Origin of the sequence: Acinetobacter brisouisimilis, from assembly GCF_000368265.1 — a bacterium.
Lineage (GTDB): Bacteria > Pseudomonadota > Gammaproteobacteria > Pseudomonadales > Moraxellaceae > Acinetobacter.
Genome location: NZ_KB851219.1, coordinates 778,735 through 798,008, shown reverse-complemented (window position 1 = coordinate 798,008; position 19,274 = coordinate 778,735). Strand labels below are relative to the sequence as shown.

Genomic DNA, 19,274 nt, shown 5'->3' with positions numbered 1-19,274 from the left:
ATAGCACTCATTTTTACATGTCAATATATCTAATAAAATTAGATACTAAGCATGCTATTTAAAGTTTCAGCCACATTTTTAGATTTCACCTGCGCTTTCAATTCCAGCAACTGTTGTTGGACTGTCGAACGCTGCGGCTCTGCCAAAGTGTACCAACGAGATAACACTTGTAGCATACGTGAACCTACAATCGGGTTTTTCTCATCCAGATACCGAGCAAGCTCAATAAAGTGCTGCACCCCGAAACTCCAAGTATTCACAGGATTGGCATTCAAACCACCACTCACCGCACGAATACGGTTTGGTGTTCCCAAATCATAATCAGGGTGTGAGGTTAAATACTGAATGGTTTCCGCATTAGCTTTTGGATGTGAAGCTTGCAACATAAACCATTGATCGAGTGCCAATGCTTCATCATTAAAGCGATTATAGAAATCAGCAAGATACGCTTTGGCTTGTGGCGCATCATTCCAGACCAACACTTTCAATGCACCCAAGCGCTCAGACATGTTTCGGGTCGTTTGATACTGTGCCTCTGCCCAAGTAAAGGCATCTGCATCACCCTGACGTGCCATATAGGTCAGTGCAATATTTTTCAATGCACGTTCACCCATTGCCTGTGAAAATTCATTTTGCAGCTCTGGATCAAGCGCCTGATGAGTCTCTTTCCAGAAATCCCCCATTTCACGGGCAAAAGTATCTAATAAAGCATTACGTTTACTTTGAACAACTTCTGGTTGGTAGTTCTGATCAATACGGCTACCCAAATAACCTTCAGCAGGTACATCCAGTAAACGCGAAGCTAGCAACGGATCACGCTGCACTAGCTCAGGTAAGGTATTTTTCAAGGCCTGAATATAAGCATCTGCTGAATGATCTTCGAGTAAAATTCGTTCCAGCAAGGTTTGGGTGGCTTGCCACTGATTGAAACCATTGGTTTCATGCTGAATTAAAAATGCCAGTTCATCGTTCGAATAATCGAACTCCAGATTCACAGGCGCAGAGAAATTACGCAGCAATGACACGACAGGTTGTTCAGTCACACCTGTAAATTCAATGGTTGTCTGATCCTGATTAAACAGATACACACCATCTTTCACATCATTTACAAACAGGTCTTTTGAATGCAGCGTATATTGTTCACCTGTCTTGGCATTAAACAATGCCAATGCCACAGGAATTGGAACGGCTTTCAGATCTGGATATTTTTGATGTATTTTTAAACTTTGTTTCAAGCTTAAACGATAAGTCTGAGCCTCAGCATCATACTCGCCTTTCGCTTCTAGTTTTGGTGTGCCTGGTTGGTTGTACCAGTTTAAAAATGCCGATAAATCCACACCCGAACCTGCTGAAAGTGCTGCCACCCAGTCTTCTACTGTAACAGCTTGACCATCGTGACGGCGGAAGTATTCATCTGTGCCCTGACGGTATTTTTCTTTGCCCAGCAAAGTTGACATCATGCGGTTAATTTCCGCACCTTTTTCATAGACTGTTGCGGTATAAAAATTGTTAATTTCAACAAAGTGATCTGGGCGTGGCGGATGTGAGAGTGGACCAGCATCTTCAGGGAATTGATGTGATTTCAGTACCGCAACATCATCGATACGCTGCACCGCAGCAGATTGTAAATCTTCCGAGAAAGACTGATCACGGAACACTGTTAAACCTTCTTTTAAGCACAACTGGAACCAGTCGCGACAAGTAATACGGTTGCCTGTCCAGTTATGGAAATATTCGTGTGCAATGACTGATTGCACACGCATAATTGCAGCATCAGTAGTGTATTCTTCATCGGCAAGTACGCACGAAGTATTAAAGATATTTAAACCTTTATTTTCCATTGCGCCCATGTTGAACTGGCTCACCGCTACAATCATATAATTATCAAGATCGTAAGCGCGACCATAATGCTCTTCATCCCAACGCATAGAGTGTTTCAACGCTTCCATCGCGATGTGGCATTTTGGAATGTCTTTTTCAATCGCATAAATTTCTAAAGCGACATCACGCCCTTCTGAAGTGACATAGCGATCTTTCAATACAGCCAAATTACCAATCACGCAGGCAAACAGATAACTTGGTTTTTTGGTTGGATCTTGCCACAGCGCATAATGACGACCTTCACCTGCTTCACCAGTTTCCAGCAAGTTACCATTCGCCAGTAATACAGGGTATTTTTTATCAGCTTCTACACGCGTGGTAAAGACAGATAAAACATCTGGACGGTCTGGATAAAAGGTAATTTTACGAAAACCTTCAGGTTCATTTTGAGTGACAAACAAATCACCCGCCTGATACAAGCCTTCCAGCATGGTATTGCTTTCAGGATGAATAATGACTTGGGTCTGAATCACCGCCTGATCTGGAACATTGGCAAGTACAAGCTGCTCTGCATTGAGCTGATACTCGGTTTCAGATAACAAATCACCATTTAAACGAATCGATTTGAGTTCTAAGTCTCGCCCTAGCAGCACCAGATTTCCTGCTGTTTGACGCTTTATATTTAACGTTGCATCCACAATCGTGTGGTCGTCATAGACTCGAATGTCTAAATCAATCGAATCGACAAGAAAACTTGGTTTTTGATAATCTTTTAAATAAACCGTTTGATCGGCTTCAACCACTGGATTTGCTGCAATATTCATATATCGTCCTAATTTTTTTCTGAACTCAACACCACATGACTTGATCATACTTGGTGTTATTTCAGTTGTCTTTAACTGCCGAAGATTAATATTGGGCAATTTGCAGCATTTTCAATTGAATTCTATTTTAGTGATGAAATCACACACAGTTTTACTTTTCAAAAATCTGAATATTTATATGATTCGCGATGATTGAGCTAAAGATAAATCATCCCGTATATGTTGGTGAGTAAATCTTAGAATAACGACTGGATTACAAAAGAAAAAGGCTCACAAAACCTGTTATTTTTCTTGGTTGTGAAGTGAACAATCGAAAATAAGGGGAATCTGATGACAGATTACTGGATAATATTGCTCCATATCCTCGTTTGTGATCTAGGCGTGTCCAGATTTGATTGAATGATGCAGATAAAATATTGTTTATTGGACTTCTTTCATAAGTCCTTTTTATTTCTCCTTATGGGAGAAAAATAAAGAGGGTGTAGACAATTATGAAAGAAGTCTATTGAATAAATCATTTAGCATCAAAATAGTCATTTCTGAACTATTTATCAAATAAGGACACCCCTATATTCATTGAATAGAAAATAGCACTATGAATGAACTTAAATTTGAGCTGCTGTTACAGCAATTTCAATTAACCATTTCGGGTTAACTAAATCTGCTTGAATGGTCGCACGCGCAGGAGTTGCATTGCCTTTTAACCAATCCACCCAGATTGCGTTAAATTTTGGGAAATCTTCTAGATTTTTGATGAAAACCTGAGCTGAAATCAATTTAGTTTTATCGGTGTTTGCCAAAGCTAACAACTCATCAATCGTTGCCAAGATCTCTTTGGTTTGACCTTCAATATCCAAATCGGTGTTTTTAGGTACTTGACCAGATAAATAAACAACGCTATTGAATACAGTCACTGCACTCATGACTTCCGTTGTTTTAAAATGCTCAATGCTAGAATTTGACATGTGTGATTTCTCTACGGTTGATTTAAAAAAGTAACTCTTGATGTGACGCCGCACATCAGTTCATAGCCGACAGTTCCAGATGCGCTCGCAACTTCATCAATCGGTAAAATTGTGCCAGAAGAAGATTTGCCCCAAAGTACAACTTCACTACCGACTTGTGCATCGCTAATATGGGTGACATCGACAGCAAGCATATCCATACTCACTCGACCAATCAGTCGAGTTCGAACCCCATTCACCAGAACTGGCGTACCTGTTGGTGATACACGTTGATATCCATCTGCATAACCACAAGCCACAATCCCGATTTTCATTGGCCCTTCTGTAGTGAAAGTCGAACCATAGCCAATCGTTTCATGATCTTGCAAATCCTGAATTGCGATTAATTCACTTTTCAGCGTCATGGTGGGTTTTAGATTCCAGTCATGGATGGTATGTGTTGGATAATCTGGTGAACTACCGTAAAGCACAATACCGCTACGAACATAATCTGAATGAAGCTTGTATCGAAGAATGGCCGCACTATTACTGACTGAACGTTTACCTGGCAAATCTTTGACGGTTTCTTCAAAGGTTTCTAATTGATAGTTAATGCCTGGTTTGCCTAAACGCTCACCATCTGCATCAGAAAAATGCATCATATGCGTGATGCTTTTGATTGCAGAATTTAAATGTAATTGATTCCAAATACTTACATATTCGCTCGGTTTAAACCCTAAACGGTTCATACCGTTATTCATTTTTAAAAATACATTAAATTGAGCAGGATATTGATGTTGCTGAACCCATTTCACCTGTGTTTCATTATGAATCGCAAAACTCAAGTTATATTGAGTGCAATCAAAAAGGTCTTGTGGTGAGAATATCCCTTCGAGCAATATAATCGGTCCGTCCCATCCTAAAGCACGTAACTTTTTCGCTTCAGCAATATCGAGTAGAGCGAAGCCATCCGCTGTTTTAAATGCACTGTAAACATTTTCAATGCGATGACCATATGCATTTGCTTTGACTACGGCAAAGACTTGACTATTTTCAACGGTACTGCGAACCATAGCCAAGTTATGTGCTAATGCTTCATGATGAATAATTGCCGTAATTGGACGTGACATCGTTTATTCCCAACCTGTATTTGAAATCTTGATGAATGACGGTTTAGCATTTTCACCAATTTCTAGATGTTGCTCTCTAAATGGATAACTAAAAGAAGAAGGTTTGACGTACTGAGATGATCATTTGCATCGCGTCCACGACCAAAAACATATAGAAAATAAAGTATATTTTCCATTGCTTGATCTTCAAGCTGATGTAAATCGTTGGCTGTATAACATGATAAATTTAGGGACTTAAACCCCAAATCTATTTTGATTCATCCAATGAATCTACGCGTAATAACCCGTCTAATCCTAGTTAACTCAACTAGTATATTTTTAAATAAACAGGCTATTTCACTATTTTTATGGCAAATTTATAGATAATTTATTTATTTTTCTCGTCTTGATTAGAAAAATCCAATATTTTTTTATAGTGCACACTGAATGATGCTAAGAATTTAGCTCGAAACGCTATTGAGAACAGTTCTGCGATTGTGAATATTCAACAAATCCTAAAGTGTATCCTGATTTAACTTTGCACCCAGTCAAAGCAATCTCAATCATGGGCTAAAAGTTTTTGGCAACTCGCGTGCAGGCGATTGAAAATTAATTCACTATTCTTATTATTTTCATTCAATTAAAATCTAAGCAAAGCTTAATATTGCCGTCATTCAATTGGCGGCCAAGTTAAATAAAAAGCACAGTGCTTTTTTCTGAGGTCATGATGTCACTAGAAATGCTTAATTTCCAATTATTTGGACTCATCAATGCATCAGCAAACCCAAATCCTTTCTTGGTCAAATTTGCAATTTTTATTTCGCATGATCTTGTCACAATATTTGTCATTGGATTATTGGCTCTCACCTTCTTTCGCCCTAAGCGTTTTAAAATTCCAGCCATCAAGGCAGCAGTTTTTACAGCGATTACCTCTATCATCGCAGCCCTGATTGACAAATTTTATTATCACCCTCGCCCTTTTGCGCTTAATTTGGGACATAAACTGATTCATCACGCGGCAACCAATTCTTTTCCAAGCCACCATATGCTTGCTATGAGCAGCATGGCGTTGGCATTTTTATTATTTAGCCGCGAAAAATTAGTCGGCAGTATTTGCCTCGCACTGGCTTGGCTTGTGGGCTGGTCACGCGTGTATCTTGGCGTACATTTTCCTGTTGATATTATCGGCGCGTTTTTACTAGCTTTATTTATTAACATCTTAGGTAACTTGGTGTTATGCAAATACTTGGAATTTCGTGAATCCCAACAAAAACCATCTACTCATATCTAATAAGGCTACCTCAAAGATTAGTGTAGTATTTAAGGAGATCATTACTCATCTCCTTAAATTCGCTAGATAACAAATATAATTAATTTTAGATACAAATCATAAACTTATTTCTTTTTCTAAAAATAGAAAGAGAAGCATTTTGCGGTACAGATATTTCTCACAGCAAAACCCAACATATTGCTGTATTTCAATCGTCAACTTGAGATGAGCCTACCCACAAAATGGATTCTTTGAAATTTTTTCAATTGCTCATCTTTAAGGCAAATGATTAAGTATAAATTTTAGCTTTATCTAGTCATAAAACACTTTTTATGTCTCTGTATGGTCAACATAAAAAGTAAAGTGTGAACTATGATCAATCGGGTTTATCCTTGTTTCTTTTAAATTTTAAGTCTCTAAAAATTGATCTCATCCATAAAAAACTGTTATTCATTGATCAAGCATCCACCTTGTAAATGTGCAAATCCGTAACAAAGCTTCTCATAAATGACCACCCCCAACCTGAGTGATTTAGTCCGAATTATGCTATGCTCTTGCTGCTTCATCTAACCCTTGGCTTTATAAATCTTTGTAGTGTAAAGAGAATATGGCGAAAGTCCCTTTCAGCGTTGGTACACATCTGATTGTGAAACACTTTGGTTACACCCATCACGGTATTTATGCAGGACGTGGGCGTGTCATTCATTATTCTGGTTTTGCCCATCTGTTTAAGAAAAAACCTATTGAAATGACCAGCCTCGCCCAGTTTTCACATGGTAAAAAGATTCTGGTCCGCCATTATCAACAGCCAAAATATAAAGGACGAGCAGTGGTTCGGCGTATGCGCTCACGCATGCACGAAAACAACTATCATCTCATTATCAATAATTGCGAACACTTATGCAGTTGGGCAATTACAGGTCTGGAAAGTAGCCCACAAGTCATTAAAATGATGAATAGACTCACCACAATTGGCTATGTGAGTTCTATTATGAGTTATATGAATAGCCTGTTCTTAACCATCGCAACCACCAGTTTTGCACTGGTGTTATACATCAAAAAGAAACTACGCGACAAAGCCAGAACTCAGCTCTCAACCCATCTCACTTACAAGCAAGAGCCTAAAAAATAACGACTAAATACCGTGCCAGTCGACACGTGCATTACGCTCAGTTGCATAGATCTGCATCACATATTGCCCAATCGGCAAGTTTTGTAATTGCAATGAAAATGCATAAGCCTCGTCAGAAATCCTATCAAAACTGTCGAGCTCCCATGGTGTTCCTGCAATATTTAACAAGGGAGCCAGCATTGAACATACCGCGATATCAGCCAGTGTTAGGCGCTCGGCGAGCAAATAGCGCGGCTGTGTTGTAAATTTTTCAGCAAAGGTCAAAATATACTGTTTAGATTCTGCCAGTCTTTCCGCATCTAGTTGAAAACCATGACTAATTAAAGTTTTCACCAAAGGTTTGGAGTATTTTTTTAATTTACGTAAATAACCACTTTCACCCAACAAAGTATCTAATGACGTATTATTACGGACAATCATTTGTGACCAGACCCAGTGACGCACGTGTACACCGAGTAAATTGGCTTCATGATTAAGATGTAAAACTTCTTCCCGCAACCCAAAACGGTTTGGCAGCAGATTATGCTCTGGGTAGGTTTCATCCAGATAACGGGCAATCTCGGTCGAATCCGCAATCCAGTGAGTGTCATCCTTTAAAATAGGCAAATTATTTTGCCCGGTTTTCAGGCGTGCAAATGCCCGATGAAAGCCTGGAGCCAGATTATGAGCGACAAAATCCAGCTCTTTATGATCGAGTAACCAACGCGCTTTTTCACAAAAATGTGACAATGGAAATTGGTATAAAGTGCGCATAGATCTCTCCTAATTGATCACTATTTTAATTATAGATTCGAGCATACCTTATTACTTTAGTGAGGAAATTGAGCAAACTCAATGCCCATTTATACCGAGTTAAACATGCAAATGTTCAAAAATAAAAACATTCATGTACTTTTTATATGGCAGATAACCCATCATCACTCGATCATCACCTGACTTTAACGCTGCTTTGTTGTAAAATCACTAGCAATTTTACATAACAACTTTTGTGAGTCTTGCATGGGTTTTAATTGTGGTATTGTTGGTTTACCAAACGTCGGGAAATCAACGCTTTTTAATGCATTAACCAAAGCTGCGATTGCTGCGGAAAACTTTCCATTTTGTACCATTGAACCCAACACAGGGATTGTGCCTGTTCCAGATGCACGTTTAGACAAATTGGCAACGATCGTCAATCCTCAGCGTATTCTACCGACAACAATGGAATTTGTAGATATTGCAGGGCTTGTTGCTGGTGCATCTAAAGGTGAAGGTTTAGGTAACCAGTTCTTGGCAAATATTCGCGAAACCGATGCGATTGCCCATGTAGTGCGTTGTTTTGAAGATGAAAACGTCATTCACGTCAACGGTAAAATCGATCCGCTAGATGATATTGCCACAATTAACACCGAACTTGCACTTGCGGACATGGACACTGTAAACAAGTCTTTAACCCGTTTAGCCAAAATCGCCAAAAGCGGTGATAAAGAAGCAATTGCAACCAAAGCCATTCTAGAAAAAATCCTGCCTTTACTTGATGAAGGTAAACCTGCTCGCGCTGCGGATTTGTCTGATGATGATCGTAAACTGCTACGCGGTTATGGTTTACTCACTCTCAAACCAACCATGTATATTGCCAATGTCGCAGAAGATGGTTTTGAGAACAACCCGCATCTTGACGCTGTACGTAAACTGGCAGAAGAAGAAAATGCGATTGTTGTACCATTATGCAACCAGATCGAAGCTGAAATTTCTTTACTTGAAGATGATGAACGTGCTGAATTTCTTGAAGCCATGGGTATGCAGGAACCAGGCTTAAATATCGTCATTCGTGCAGGCTATAGCTTACTTGGCTTACAAACCTACTTTACTGCGGGTGTACAAGAAGTTCGTGCTTGGACAGTTAAAGTGGGTGCAACTGCACCACAAGCGGCAGGCGTGATTCACACTGACTTTGAGAAAGGCTTTATCCGTGCAGAAGTTGTGGCTTATAACGACTTTGTACAGTACAACGGCGAAGCAGGCGCAAAAGAAGCTGGAAAATGGCGTCTTGAAGGAAAAACTTACATCGTACAAGATGGCGATGTCATGCATTTCCGTTTTAACGTCTAAATAAATTAGATCAAGGTCAGGAAAACACTTTCCTGACCTGTTTTATAGAGCTAAATTCTAAAGTTCATCATTAAAGAAGTATTCTCGTAAAATCCCATTTTATAATTTATAAAATTTTGACGTCATATCCAATTCAACAATCAGAGCCATACCTGACAATCAGTTTTTAAACGATTAAAACTCTTTCATCATATCTTATATCTCATTTATATTTTTACCATAAAGAGAAAACAAAAAGATTGAGAAGGTATATTTATTACTTTTATTTATAAAGTTTTATTTCAAAAAAAATAAAAATTACTTTTTTGTATAATATTTACTTTTTACGTGATTTTGTTCACAATATGATCATAAATAATACAAAAAAGGCTAACTACACATGAGCAAAAAATATGCGAAATATTTACCTGCTGCAGATAATATTCAGACCAACAACTTTCCATTTTACTGGATTACCCAAATTCATCAAAAGTATGTCGAGAATGTCGATCACGTCCTCAAAAAATATGGAATGGATAACTCTCGTCGCCGTGTATTAGCTGCATTATTAACCAGACCCAATGCCAGTGTTTCTGAGTTATCAGAAGTTCTCATATCCAAAATGTCAACAACAACAAAACTCGTTTATCGTCTTAAAGATGAAGGTTATATTGATACCCATTCATGCACTGAAGATGCCCGCATTACTCGTGTCGTGCTTACTGAAAAGGGCGAAGATATGCTTAAAAAAATTAATGACTTAACAGGTATTGTTCTCGAAGAGGCATTCACAGGACTAACACCATTGCAAATTGAAAAATTGCTTGCTCAATTACAGCATATTTTCAAAAATCTTTCGCATTAACTTGATTTTGATTACAAGATCCAACAAATAAGTGGGTAAAATTATCATATTCTGTATTTGACTTTAAATAATTCACGTTTTTCAAGGCGTGTTTTATTTTCGGTAATATGCTGAAGAATCATATCTCGTACCCGCTCATGTGTAAAACCAAGTGCATAACCTTTTACAATAACTTCACTTGGCAAACTAAAGAAAAAATATTTTAAATCTTCTTCTTGCATATCAGGAAAGATCTGTTGATGCTCCAATAAATGCTTCAATGCCTGTTTTTCTTGTTGCACCCGCACCGATGAATCATTCCAGTAATGTTTACGCATTGCCATCAGATTATTATGCTTATAGCTCACATTTTTCTCCTCTGCCCTAGTGATTGTATTGTAGCGATATTATGAACATACTTTTAGTAACAGTACAAAACTCTGCAAAATCCCACAAGAATCTCGACATTCAGCGGTTTTAATACGCACGAAAAGCTTTTTTTTCGTTACAATAAAAAGCTTATGCTCAAATTTCCGTTCTCTTAAGGATTGTGTTCGATGTCAGATCAGAAAGATAAGTTAAAGAATTTAAAAACATCTTCTATAGATCGACGTTTATCCATTGTAAAAGCATCTTTATTAGCAGGTACACGTTGGGCAACATCAAATGCGACCACTATATTTTCAAGTGACGAAGAAAAAGAGCGTAAGCGCAAAAAAACACTCAAAGAGCAAGCGGACTATTTAGTTTCTGAAATTGGTAAACTCAAAGGTTCAATTGTTAAAATTGGGCAAATGATGGCACTCTATGGTGAACACTTTCTCCCTGACGAAATCACCCAAGCCTTAAGCACGTTAAATAATCAAACAATGGCATTGGAATGGAGCGCAATTCAACCTCATTTAAAAAATGAGCTGGGTGAAAAATATTATGAGCTAGAAATCAATCCAGAACCGATTGGTACAGCATCTTTGGCACAGGTTCATCGCGCCAAAAGAAAATCGGACGGTTTAGATATTGCACTCAAAATACAATACCCAGGTGTTGCCAATGCTATTGATTCAGATATGAATCTATTTAGAAGCATGATTCGACTCACCAATATGGTGCCTCAAACCCGTGAATTTGATCAATGGTTTGAAGAAGTGCGTGAAATGATGCATCGAGAGGTGAGTTATGATGTTGAAGCAGCAACGACACAGCGTTTTGCTCAATATCTAGAGCATGACCACCGTTATATCGTCCCTCAAATCATTGATCGTTATTGTACCCCGCAGATTCTTTGCATGAGCTTTGAAGAAGGCATTCCCGTCAATAGCCCTGTCATGCTCGCATTACCACAAGAACGCCGCAATCAGCTTGGCGAAGCCTCTCTTGAAATTGCTATTCGTGAGTTGTTTGAATGGGGTGAAATGCAAACCGACCCTAATTTTGGTAATTACCTTGTTCGTTTAGGCGATGGACAAGATATTCCTGACAAAATTGTACTTTTAGATTTTGGTGCCATTCGCCAGTTTGACCAGAACCTACTCAATGTGGCACATAACCTGATTAGTGCAGGTTATCAGCACAACCTCGAACAAATGGTACAGGCCATGACGGGTTATGATTTCTTTAACAATATCCCTGCTAGTATTAAGCCAGACATGGCAAAAGTATTTTTACTGGCGACTGAACCATTTAGCAGTTTACAAAACAACCCTGACCTCCCAAAAGGTGTAATGGACGAACTTAACCGCTATAACTGGAAAGCCAGCCAACTACATAGCCGTGTCATGCAACGCGCCAGTAAATCAATGGCTTCACGTTATTTTAGCGTTCCACCTAAAGAGTTTATGTTTATTAGTCGCAAGTTCATTGGTGCATATACATTTATGACTGTTTTAGATGCGCAAACCAATATTCGAAAAATGGTTACCCCTTTTCTACGATCATAAAAAAGAAAAAACCTCAGCTTGTCTGAGGTTTTTTTATCATTAGAAATTTTTTAAGCTGAGTTCGGTGACAGTTTTGAGTCGACATATCCAAATATCGGTCAAAATACAGACCTTACATATGTAATCCCAATCTCAGACATGCAGCTATAGTTTCTGCATATCTTATTATGCCTATACATTTCATCTCGAACTCAGGTTAATCTTAGTAGTGAACCACACTACGAATTGATTTGCCTTCATGCATCAAATCAAAAGCTTCATTGATTTTTTCAAGTGGCATGGTATGTGTCACAAAAGGTTCAAGCTGAATTTCACCTTTCATTGCATCTTCAACCATACCTGGTAATTGTGAGCGTCCTTTTACGCCTCCAAATGCTGTACCCATCCATTTACGACCTGTGACCAACTGAAATGGGCGAGTTGAAATTTCCTGCCCTGCACCTGCCACACCAATAATAATAGATTGCCCCCAACCACGGTGTGCACATTCTAAAGCCGAACGCATCACATTCACGTTGCCAATACATTCAAAAGAGTGGTCAACTCCCCAGCCTGTCATTTCAACAATCACCTGCTGAATAGGTTGATCATAATCTTTTGGATTAACAAAATCGGTTGCTCCAAATTCTTCGGCAAGCTTGAATTTTTCTGGATTAGTATCGACGACAATAATACGTCCTGCTTTAGCTTGACGCGCGCCCTGAACTACAGCCAGACCAATTCCCCCCAGTCCAAAAACTGCAACACTGTCGCCTTCCTGAACTTTGGCTGTATTGTGTACCGCACCAATCCCTGTTGTCACACCACAGCCTAGCAAACATACTTGCTCTGGGTTCGCTTCAGGATTAATTTTTGCCAACGATACCTCAGCCACAACGGTATATTCACTAAATGTTGAACAACCCATATAGTGATAAATAGGCTCGCCATTATAAGAAAAGCGCGTTGTTCCATCTGGCATCACCCCTTTGCCTTGTGTTGCACGTACCGCAACACACAAATTGGTTTTGCCTGATTTACAAAACAAGCATTCACCACATTCTGCAGTATATAAAGGAATAACGTGATCACCTGGTTGAACACTGGTTACACCCTCACCTACCTCAACCACGATACCCGCACCTTCATGCCCTAAAATAGCAGGGAATATTCCTTCAGGGTCATCTCCCGAAAGAGTAAATGCATCGGTATGGCAAACGCCAGTATGGGTAATTTTGACCAGGACTTCTCCTGCTTTTGGTGGTGCAACATCAACCTCTACAATTTTTAAGGGCTGACCTGGTCCAAATGCAACTGCCGCACGTGATTTCATTTATCCTATTCCTTAAGTTCAAATCATTGATCATGATGATAATACTTTCATCATTATAGTTTCTTTTAAAGCAAATTTAATGCCTATAAGTAAATTTCAGTACACTAAAACTGCAACATTTTCCGGTATTTTGACCTTAAGTCATTTCATAAATAAATACAAACTTATCATGGCCATTCACAAATATACTTAAGAATTTCTTATGGGATAGATGCATTTTTTGCACCATATTAATGCATTTTTTGCATACATAATAATCAGATTCATTATTTAATTTAAAAGAATTTGCCTGAAATTTGACAATTTCCCCTTATTTATTGCCAATTCAGGCTAAATATCTCAAGAAAAACTTAACAATCCATTCTAGATCTCCAAATGCAAATTCAAAAGTTCAATGTAATTTTTCTTAAAAATTTTGTATAAAAAATATTCTGTTCGACTAAAGTATAACTTATTGATTTGGTCGGATTTCAGAAACAGAAATCGTTTTCTCGACTAACAAAATCCAATCAATATAATTAAATTATTGTTTTTATTTATTTTTTTAAATTTTTGTCAAATTTGTTTTATTTATTTAAGTTATTTATTTAATTTCATCATTTCCAAATTTTATGGCTACATTTTAACTTCAAATATTTTTTTAAAGTAAAATTCGTTTTGCAAGTAAACCACAAAATTGGCACCCACTTTTTTGGAATATCTATAGGACTTTATATTAATGGACATTCACGCACATCAACCCAAAGCTCCAGGGGACAAGCCGAAGTTTTACCAAATACTTTATGTTCAAGTAATCTTCGCAATTGCCATAGGTATTTTATTAGGTCATTTCTTCCCAAGCGTTGGTGAAAGTTTCAAACCTTTAGGTGATGCTTTTATTAATATTGTAAAAATGATCATCGCACCCGTTATTTTCTTAACTGTAGTCACGGGTATTGCTAGCATGAACAACATGGGAAGTGTTGGACGTGTAACAGGTAAAGCGATGCTTTATTTTGTCACATTCTCAACTATCGCGTTATTTGTTGGGATGGTGGTTGCCAATGTGATCCAACCTGGTCACGGCTTAAATATCGACCCTGCAACTTTACACGGCGACAAAGTTTCCGAATATGTCGAGAAAGCGCACGACTCGACTGTCGTTGGCTTCTTGATGAATATCGTTCCAAAAACATTGGTTAGCCCACTTGTTGGTGGCGATATTTTGCAGGTTCTTTTTGTTGCAGTATTGTTTGGTATTGCACTTGCAACAACCAGCGAACACTCTAAACCAATTATTGATTTCTTAAACAACCTAACTACTCCTGTATTTAAACTTGTAGGCATGCTCATGAAACTTGCACCAATTGGTGCGTTTGGTGCAATGGCATTTACAATTGGTAAATATGGTATTGGTTCTATTGGTAACCTGGCATTATTGATTCTCACTTTCTACATTACTGCGGTATTGTTTGTCGTGATTATTTTGGGTGCTGTTGCCAAATACAATGGTTTCTCAATTATTGACTTGGTTCGTTACATTAAAGAAGAACTCTGGTTAGTTCTAGGAACAAGCTCTTCTGAAGCTGCTCTACCATCACTCATGGAAAAAATGGAAGCAGCAGGTTGCGAAAAATCTGTTGTAGGTCTTGTTATTCCAACAGGTTACTCGTTTAACCTAGATGGTACAAACATCTATATGACGATGGCAGCATTGTTTATTGCTCAAGCATGTAATATTGACTTAACCATTGGTCAGCAGTTAACCCTATTACTCGTTGCCATGATCAGCTCTAAAGGTGCAGCAGGTGTAACTGGTGCAGGCTTCATTACGCTTGCAGCAACTTTATCTGTCGTTCCAGATGTCCCAGTTGCAGGTATGGCGCTTATTTTAGGTATCGACCGCTTCATGTCTGAATGTCGTGCACTGACTAACCTTATTGGTAATGCGTGTGCAACAATCGTTGTTGCTCGTTGGGACAAAGCGTTAGACAAAGAAAAATTAGATGCAACGCTAAAAGCACACAAAGCTAAAGCCTAATTTGCAAAATATAAAAAAACCGCATCTTGATGCGGTTTTTTTATGCGAATTAAATTTAGATTTGCCCTTGCAAAATATTTGCAGACATATAATTTTTCCATTGTTCGCGCAATGTTGGCAGATAGAATTTTTCACCAATTTCCACCAAATCAGCATCAACCAAAGCATGTAAATCTTGTAAGAACAAATAGTCTAGTTCAACACTCGACAATTTAGCATTCTTCTTGCTGTATTCTTTACGCTTTGCCTGTGCTTTTTTCACAAACTGGTCGGCATAAACACGGTCTTTATATTGTGCGACTGCATTTAAACGCAGTTCAACCAATCCCCAACCACTGAGCAGTAATTTAAAAATCTCGAAATCACGGCAGGTTGATTCCCAACTCATCTTTTCCAGATTTTCATCTGAAGGTAGAACTGGCAATAGCAGCTCCATGACACTTGGAAAAATCTTTTTAAAATTGAGAATAAATTTAACAGGATGATCACCCGGATAATCTTGAAACTGAACGTGTTGTTGCGTATCGGTTAAATATATATCGAGCATAAAAAAGATCATCAGCAGTAAATATAGAGCGCTATATTGTACGCATAACTCACGCCAATACAAACTGCTGATGTTCAGACATGTCTATTATTTCACATTTGGTGCAACCATTTTTTCAGGGCGTACCACTTCATCAAACTGCTCAGGCGTTACCAGATTAAGTTCTACAGCCACCTGTTTTAAGGTTTTATTTTCCTTATAAGCTGTTTTTGCCACTTTCGCTGCATTTTCATAACCAATCACAGGATTCAGTGCTGTCACCAGCATTAAAGAATTATGCAAAAAGTGGTCAATTTTTTCACGGTTTGGTTCAATACCTACAGCACAATGATCATTAAAGCTATTACATGCATCACCCAGTAACTGAATCGACTGTAACAGGTTAAATGCAATCACAGGCATAAAGACATTTAGCTCAAAATTACCTGATGCCCCTGCGACATTAATCGTAGTGTCATTTCCTAAAACCTGCGCTACCACCATGGTCATGGCTTCACTTTGAGTCGGATTGACTTTCCCTGGCATAATGCTTGAACCTGGTTCATTTTCAGGAATCCGCAACTCACCAAATCCGCAACGTGGTCCACTGGCTAACCAGCGAATATCATTTGCAATTTTGTTCAGGCTAGTTGCAAGGGTTTTCAATGCACCCGATGCAAATACCGCAGCATCACGTCCAGCCAATGCTTCAAATTTGTTGGGTGCAGTGACAAAAGGCAAACCCGTCAGTTGTGCCAGTTGTTTTGCAGCATTTACCGCATAATCTGGATGGGCATTTAATCCTGTACCTACAGCCGTACCCCCCAGTGGCAACTCATACAAGCCTTCAAGTGCCTGATTAAGACGTTTCAAACCATGTTCAAGCTGTGAGACATAACCACTAAACTCTTGCCCTAGTGTTAACGGGGTTGCATCTTGTAAGTGTGTCCGCCCAATTTTGACAATCTGCTGAAATTCATCTGATTTTTGCTGCAAGGTATCACGCAGGCGTTTCACCGCAGGAATCAGTAGCTCATTAATTTGCACACTCGCTGCAACATGAATCGCAGTTGGAAATGAATCATTGGTCGATTGCGCACGGTTCACGTGATCATTCGGATGGACAGGCTTTTGTGAACCCAAAGGGTTACCCAGCTTTTGGTTGGCAATATTGGCAATCACTTCATTACAGTTCATGTTACTTTGCGTACCTGAACCTGTTTGCCAAACTACCAGTGGAAATTGTGCATCCCATTGCCCTGCAATCACTTCTTCAGCCGCGTCAACAATATAGTTTGCCAGCTCTTGTGGAATCTGTTTCAGCTCTGCATTGGTTAATGCAGCTGCTTTCTTGACCAGCCCCATTCCACGAATCATGGCGCGAGGTAACCGTTCCTGACCTATCTTGAAGTTTTGTAAACTGCGTTGGGTCTGTGCCCCCCACAGCGCGTCATCTGGGACTTCAACTTCCCCCATAGTGTCATGTTCGATGCGTGTTTTCATACTTCATATCCTCTAATTTTTATGATTAATCTTTTTCATCACAAGCTGAATCCAATCATACTCAGTAACAGGCACTTAATAAATAATTATCATTTACTTTTTATTTATGCACCACGATAAAATCGCCACTGATCCTGTAGCATCTGTGCGACCGTCCGTTGTGCAGTCCAATCTAACACTTGCTTGGCCTTAGTTACATCTGCACCAACCTGATCTAATACTCCTTGATTTAAATGATGTGTAGCATTCAATACCTGAATTTTCGTATCCACAATCTCTTCTATCGCATGAAGTAGATCGGCAATACTGATCACATCATCTCTGGCAATATTGAATGTTTCATAACAATGCTGTTGCTGTTTCAACCATTCCAAAGTTTTTTCCAAAGCATCACAGACATCTAAAATATGCACAAAACTGCGCTCAACCGTATGATCCTGAGTCTTGGCAGCCTGATATAATTCAATGCCTTCGCGCTCATGATTCGCGGCTTGCATCAACAGCCCCATAATACTTTTTGGTAATTTAGGAACAAATTCTCCCCAAAAACCTTGTTCAAATGCACCAGCAACATTGGCAAGACGTAAAATAGCCATATTCCATTCATTGTCATGTTGAAATACATCAGCAAGAATTTTTTCCATCATTTGTTGTGACTGGATATAAGGATTAGCACACTGATAATTCAGCGGTGTAGTTTCTGACAGCTTCGTTTCAGAACTTCCATAAACCATCAGGCTGGATAAATGCACAAAGTTCCGACAACCAATCCGCTGCATCATACGAACAATGCTCATTAAAGCACTTAAGTTATTGTTATAATACTCAATCGGTTTCATGGCTGATTCTTGTAGCGATTTAAATCCTGCACAATGAATCACCACATCAATTGGGTATTGTTCTACAAATTTGGTTAATGCAGGAGTATTACGCACATCAACCTGTAAAAATGGAATATATTGCCCTGAGATATATTGCAAACGGTCTAAGGTATGCGGATGACTATTGACTAAATTATCCACCAGCACAACTTGTTGCCCTTTAGACAATAAGTGCAATGCAATATGTGAACCTATAAAACCTAAACCACCTGTGATTAAAATCATTGTATAATTACCTATTGTTCATTTTTCATGGCTTACCATTACCAAGCCCACGCGAGTGCATAGCCATATTCTTTGTAAAGTGATTTGTTATGAGCACCCTAATTCTTGTCACCGCTTCTCCACATTCTGTTTTGGCTTGGCATGCACTAAGTACAGTGCAAGCACTCCAAGCTACAAATCAAAGTTTTCGGGTTTTTTTCTATCAGGATGGGGTCATGGTAGCAAACTCCCTGAACTGGTGTCCTGATGATCAACGCCAACTCACTCAGGAATGGCAAAAACTTGGTATTCGTTTACCTGTTTGTGTCAGTGCGGCGTTGGCTAGGGGCATTACAGATCAAGAAAATGCCGAACGCCATCAATTAACACAATTTAATCTCGCATCAGGCTTTGAACTGGTTGGTCTAGGGGAATTTGCCGATGCTGTTCAAAATACCACTCGTTTAGTTCAATTCTAAAAGCTTTACACGTGTGTTTTGTTGTTTTTAAAAGGTAGTTCTGTGAAAACTGTTCTTGTTATTTTAACTCAAGCCAACCTAATGCAAGCGCAAAGCAATGAAAGCTTGTCTGCAACGATGGTACTGGCAACATTTGGCTGTCAGGTTAAAGTTTTGCTTAAAGATGCGGCATTAAGCCTACTCAAAAACGATCTGGTTTTTAATCCATCGACACATGCCTTCAAACTCGGCTCAAACATGGTAGATAGTTTCGAGTTTTACGACCTCACGCCAATTTATGTGGAACGCCAGCAACAGCAGCATGCTTTTGTTGAACAAAGTGAACATGAAATTGAGTTTATTGAGCTCAATGCCGAGTTTCTACAAAATTTTGAACACGTGCTTTACTGGTAAATATC

General features: G+C 38.9%; 17 protein-coding genes. 8 read left to right on the top strand and 9 right to left on the bottom strand.

The window, feature by feature from the left end:
• Positions 1-38: 38 nt before the first annotated feature.
• The 3 genes from pepN to alr form a co-directional block, all read right to left on the bottom strand.
• Positions 39-2,645, bottom strand: coding sequence for an aminopeptidase N (gene pepN, locus F975_RS07490; protein ID WP_004751883.1), 2,607 nt, complete (start codon positions 2,643-2,645; stop codon positions 39-41).
• Positions 2,646-3,250: 605 nt separating this feature from the next.
• Positions 3,251-3,610, bottom strand: coding sequence for a RidA family protein (locus F975_RS07485; protein WP_004751881.1), 360 nt, complete (start codon positions 3,608-3,610; stop codon positions 3,251-3,253).
• Between the two features lie 11 nt (positions 3,611-3,621).
• On the bottom strand, positions 3,622-4,719 hold the full coding sequence (gene alr, locus F975_RS07480) for an alanine racemase (protein ID WP_004751879.1): 1,098 nt from the start codon (positions 4,717-4,719) through the stop codon (positions 3,622-3,624).
• Positions 4,720-5,437: 718 nt separating this feature from the next.
• On the opposite strand from alr, the gene F975_RS07475 reads away from it, so the two are divergent.
• Both F975_RS07475 and F975_RS07470 read left to right on the top strand, forming a co-directional pair.
• Positions 5,438-5,989 carry an undecaprenyl-diphosphatase gene (locus F975_RS07475; protein ID WP_228127413.1) on the top strand — a complete coding sequence of 184 codons (552 nt, stop codon included), beginning with the start codon at positions 5,438-5,440 and terminating at the stop codon, positions 5,987-5,989.
• A 586-nt stretch (positions 5,990-6,575) separates the two neighbouring features.
• Positions 6,576-7,100 carry a lecithin retinol acyltransferase family protein gene (locus F975_RS07470; RefSeq protein WP_004751876.1) on the top strand — a complete coding sequence of 175 codons (525 nt, stop codon included), beginning with the start codon at positions 6,576-6,578 and terminating at the stop codon, positions 7,098-7,100.
• Between the two features lie 3 nt (positions 7,101-7,103).
• Here the strand turns inward: F975_RS07470 and F975_RS07465 are convergent, their stop codons facing one another.
• Complete coding sequence (locus tag F975_RS07465) at positions 7,104-7,853, bottom strand: glutathione S-transferase family protein (RefSeq protein WP_004751874.1); 750 nt, start codon at positions 7,851-7,853, stop codon at positions 7,104-7,106.
• A gap of 246 nt (positions 7,854-8,099) precedes the next feature.
• Here F975_RS07465 and ychF point away from each other — a divergent pair, with 246 nt between their 5' ends.
• Positions 8,100-9,191, top strand: a complete 1,092-nt coding sequence (ychF, locus tag F975_RS07460) for a redox-regulated ATPase YchF (protein WP_004751872.1) — start codon at positions 8,100-8,102, stop codon at positions 9,189-9,191.
• A 379-nt stretch (positions 9,192-9,570) separates the two neighbouring features.
• Complete coding sequence (locus tag F975_RS07455) at positions 9,571-10,035, top strand: MarR family winged helix-turn-helix transcriptional regulator (protein WP_004751867.1); 465 nt, start codon at positions 9,571-9,573, stop codon at positions 10,033-10,035.
• Between the two features lie 44 nt (positions 10,036-10,079).
• Here the strand turns inward: F975_RS07455 and F975_RS07450 are convergent, their stop codons facing one another.
• The gene (locus F975_RS07450; RefSeq protein WP_004751866.1) at positions 10,080-10,382 is read right to left on the bottom strand and encodes a hypothetical protein; all 303 of its coding nucleotides are present in this window, start codon (positions 10,380-10,382) and stop codon (positions 10,080-10,082) included.
• Positions 10,383-10,571: 189 nt separating this feature from the next.
• Here F975_RS07450 and F975_RS07445 point away from each other — a divergent pair, with 189 nt between their 5' ends.
• On the top strand, positions 10,572-11,951 hold the full coding sequence (locus F975_RS07445; RefSeq protein WP_004751865.1) for an ABC1 kinase family protein: 1,380 nt from the start codon (positions 10,572-10,574) through the stop codon (positions 11,949-11,951).
• A gap of 202 nt (positions 11,952-12,153) precedes the next feature.
• On the opposite strand, the gene F975_RS07440 is transcribed toward F975_RS07445, so the two are convergent.
• Entirely contained in the window at positions 12,154-13,263 is a 1,110-nt protein-coding gene (locus tag F975_RS07440; RefSeq protein ID WP_004751863.1) for an S-(hydroxymethyl)glutathione dehydrogenase/class III alcohol dehydrogenase, read from the bottom strand.
• A 718-nt stretch (positions 13,264-13,981) separates the two neighbouring features.
• Between F975_RS07440 and F975_RS07435 the strand changes: the two genes are divergently transcribed.
• Positions 13,982-15,283: a dicarboxylate/amino acid:cation symporter gene (locus F975_RS07435; RefSeq protein ID WP_004751861.1), complete on the top strand. Its 1,302-nt coding sequence runs from the start codon at positions 13,982-13,984 to the stop codon at positions 15,281-15,283.
• 55 nt (positions 15,284-15,338) lie between these two features.
• Here F975_RS07435 and F975_RS07430 read toward each other — a convergent pair whose 3' ends face one another.
• The 3 genes from F975_RS07430 to F975_RS07420 form a co-directional block, all read right to left on the bottom strand.
• Positions 15,339-15,830: a hypothetical protein gene (locus tag F975_RS07430; protein WP_004751859.1), complete on the bottom strand. Its 492-nt coding sequence runs from the start codon at positions 15,828-15,830 to the stop codon at positions 15,339-15,341.
• Positions 15,831-15,917: 87 nt separating this feature from the next.
• Positions 15,918-17,312 carry a class II fumarate hydratase gene (fumC, locus tag F975_RS07425; RefSeq protein WP_004751857.1) on the bottom strand — a complete coding sequence of 465 codons (1,395 nt, stop codon included), beginning with the start codon at positions 17,310-17,312 and terminating at the stop codon, positions 15,918-15,920.
• Between the two features lie 104 nt (positions 17,313-17,416).
• The gene (locus tag F975_RS07420) at positions 17,417-18,418 is read right to left on the bottom strand and encodes an SDR family NAD(P)-dependent oxidoreductase (protein WP_004751856.1); all 1,002 of its coding nucleotides are present in this window, start codon (positions 18,416-18,418) and stop codon (positions 17,417-17,419) included.
• Positions 18,419-18,507: 89 nt separating this feature from the next.
• Here F975_RS07420 and tusD point away from each other — a divergent pair, with 89 nt between their 5' ends.
• On the top strand, positions 18,508-18,876 hold the full coding sequence (gene tusD / locus F975_RS07415) for a sulfurtransferase complex subunit TusD (protein WP_034425864.1): 369 nt from the start codon (positions 18,508-18,510) through the stop codon (positions 18,874-18,876).
• Positions 18,877-18,918: 42 nt separating this feature from the next.
• Positions 18,919-19,269, top strand: coding sequence for a hypothetical protein (locus F975_RS07410; RefSeq protein ID WP_004751854.1), 351 nt, complete (start codon positions 18,919-18,921; stop codon positions 19,267-19,269).
• Positions 19,270-19,274 lie beyond the last annotated feature (5 nt).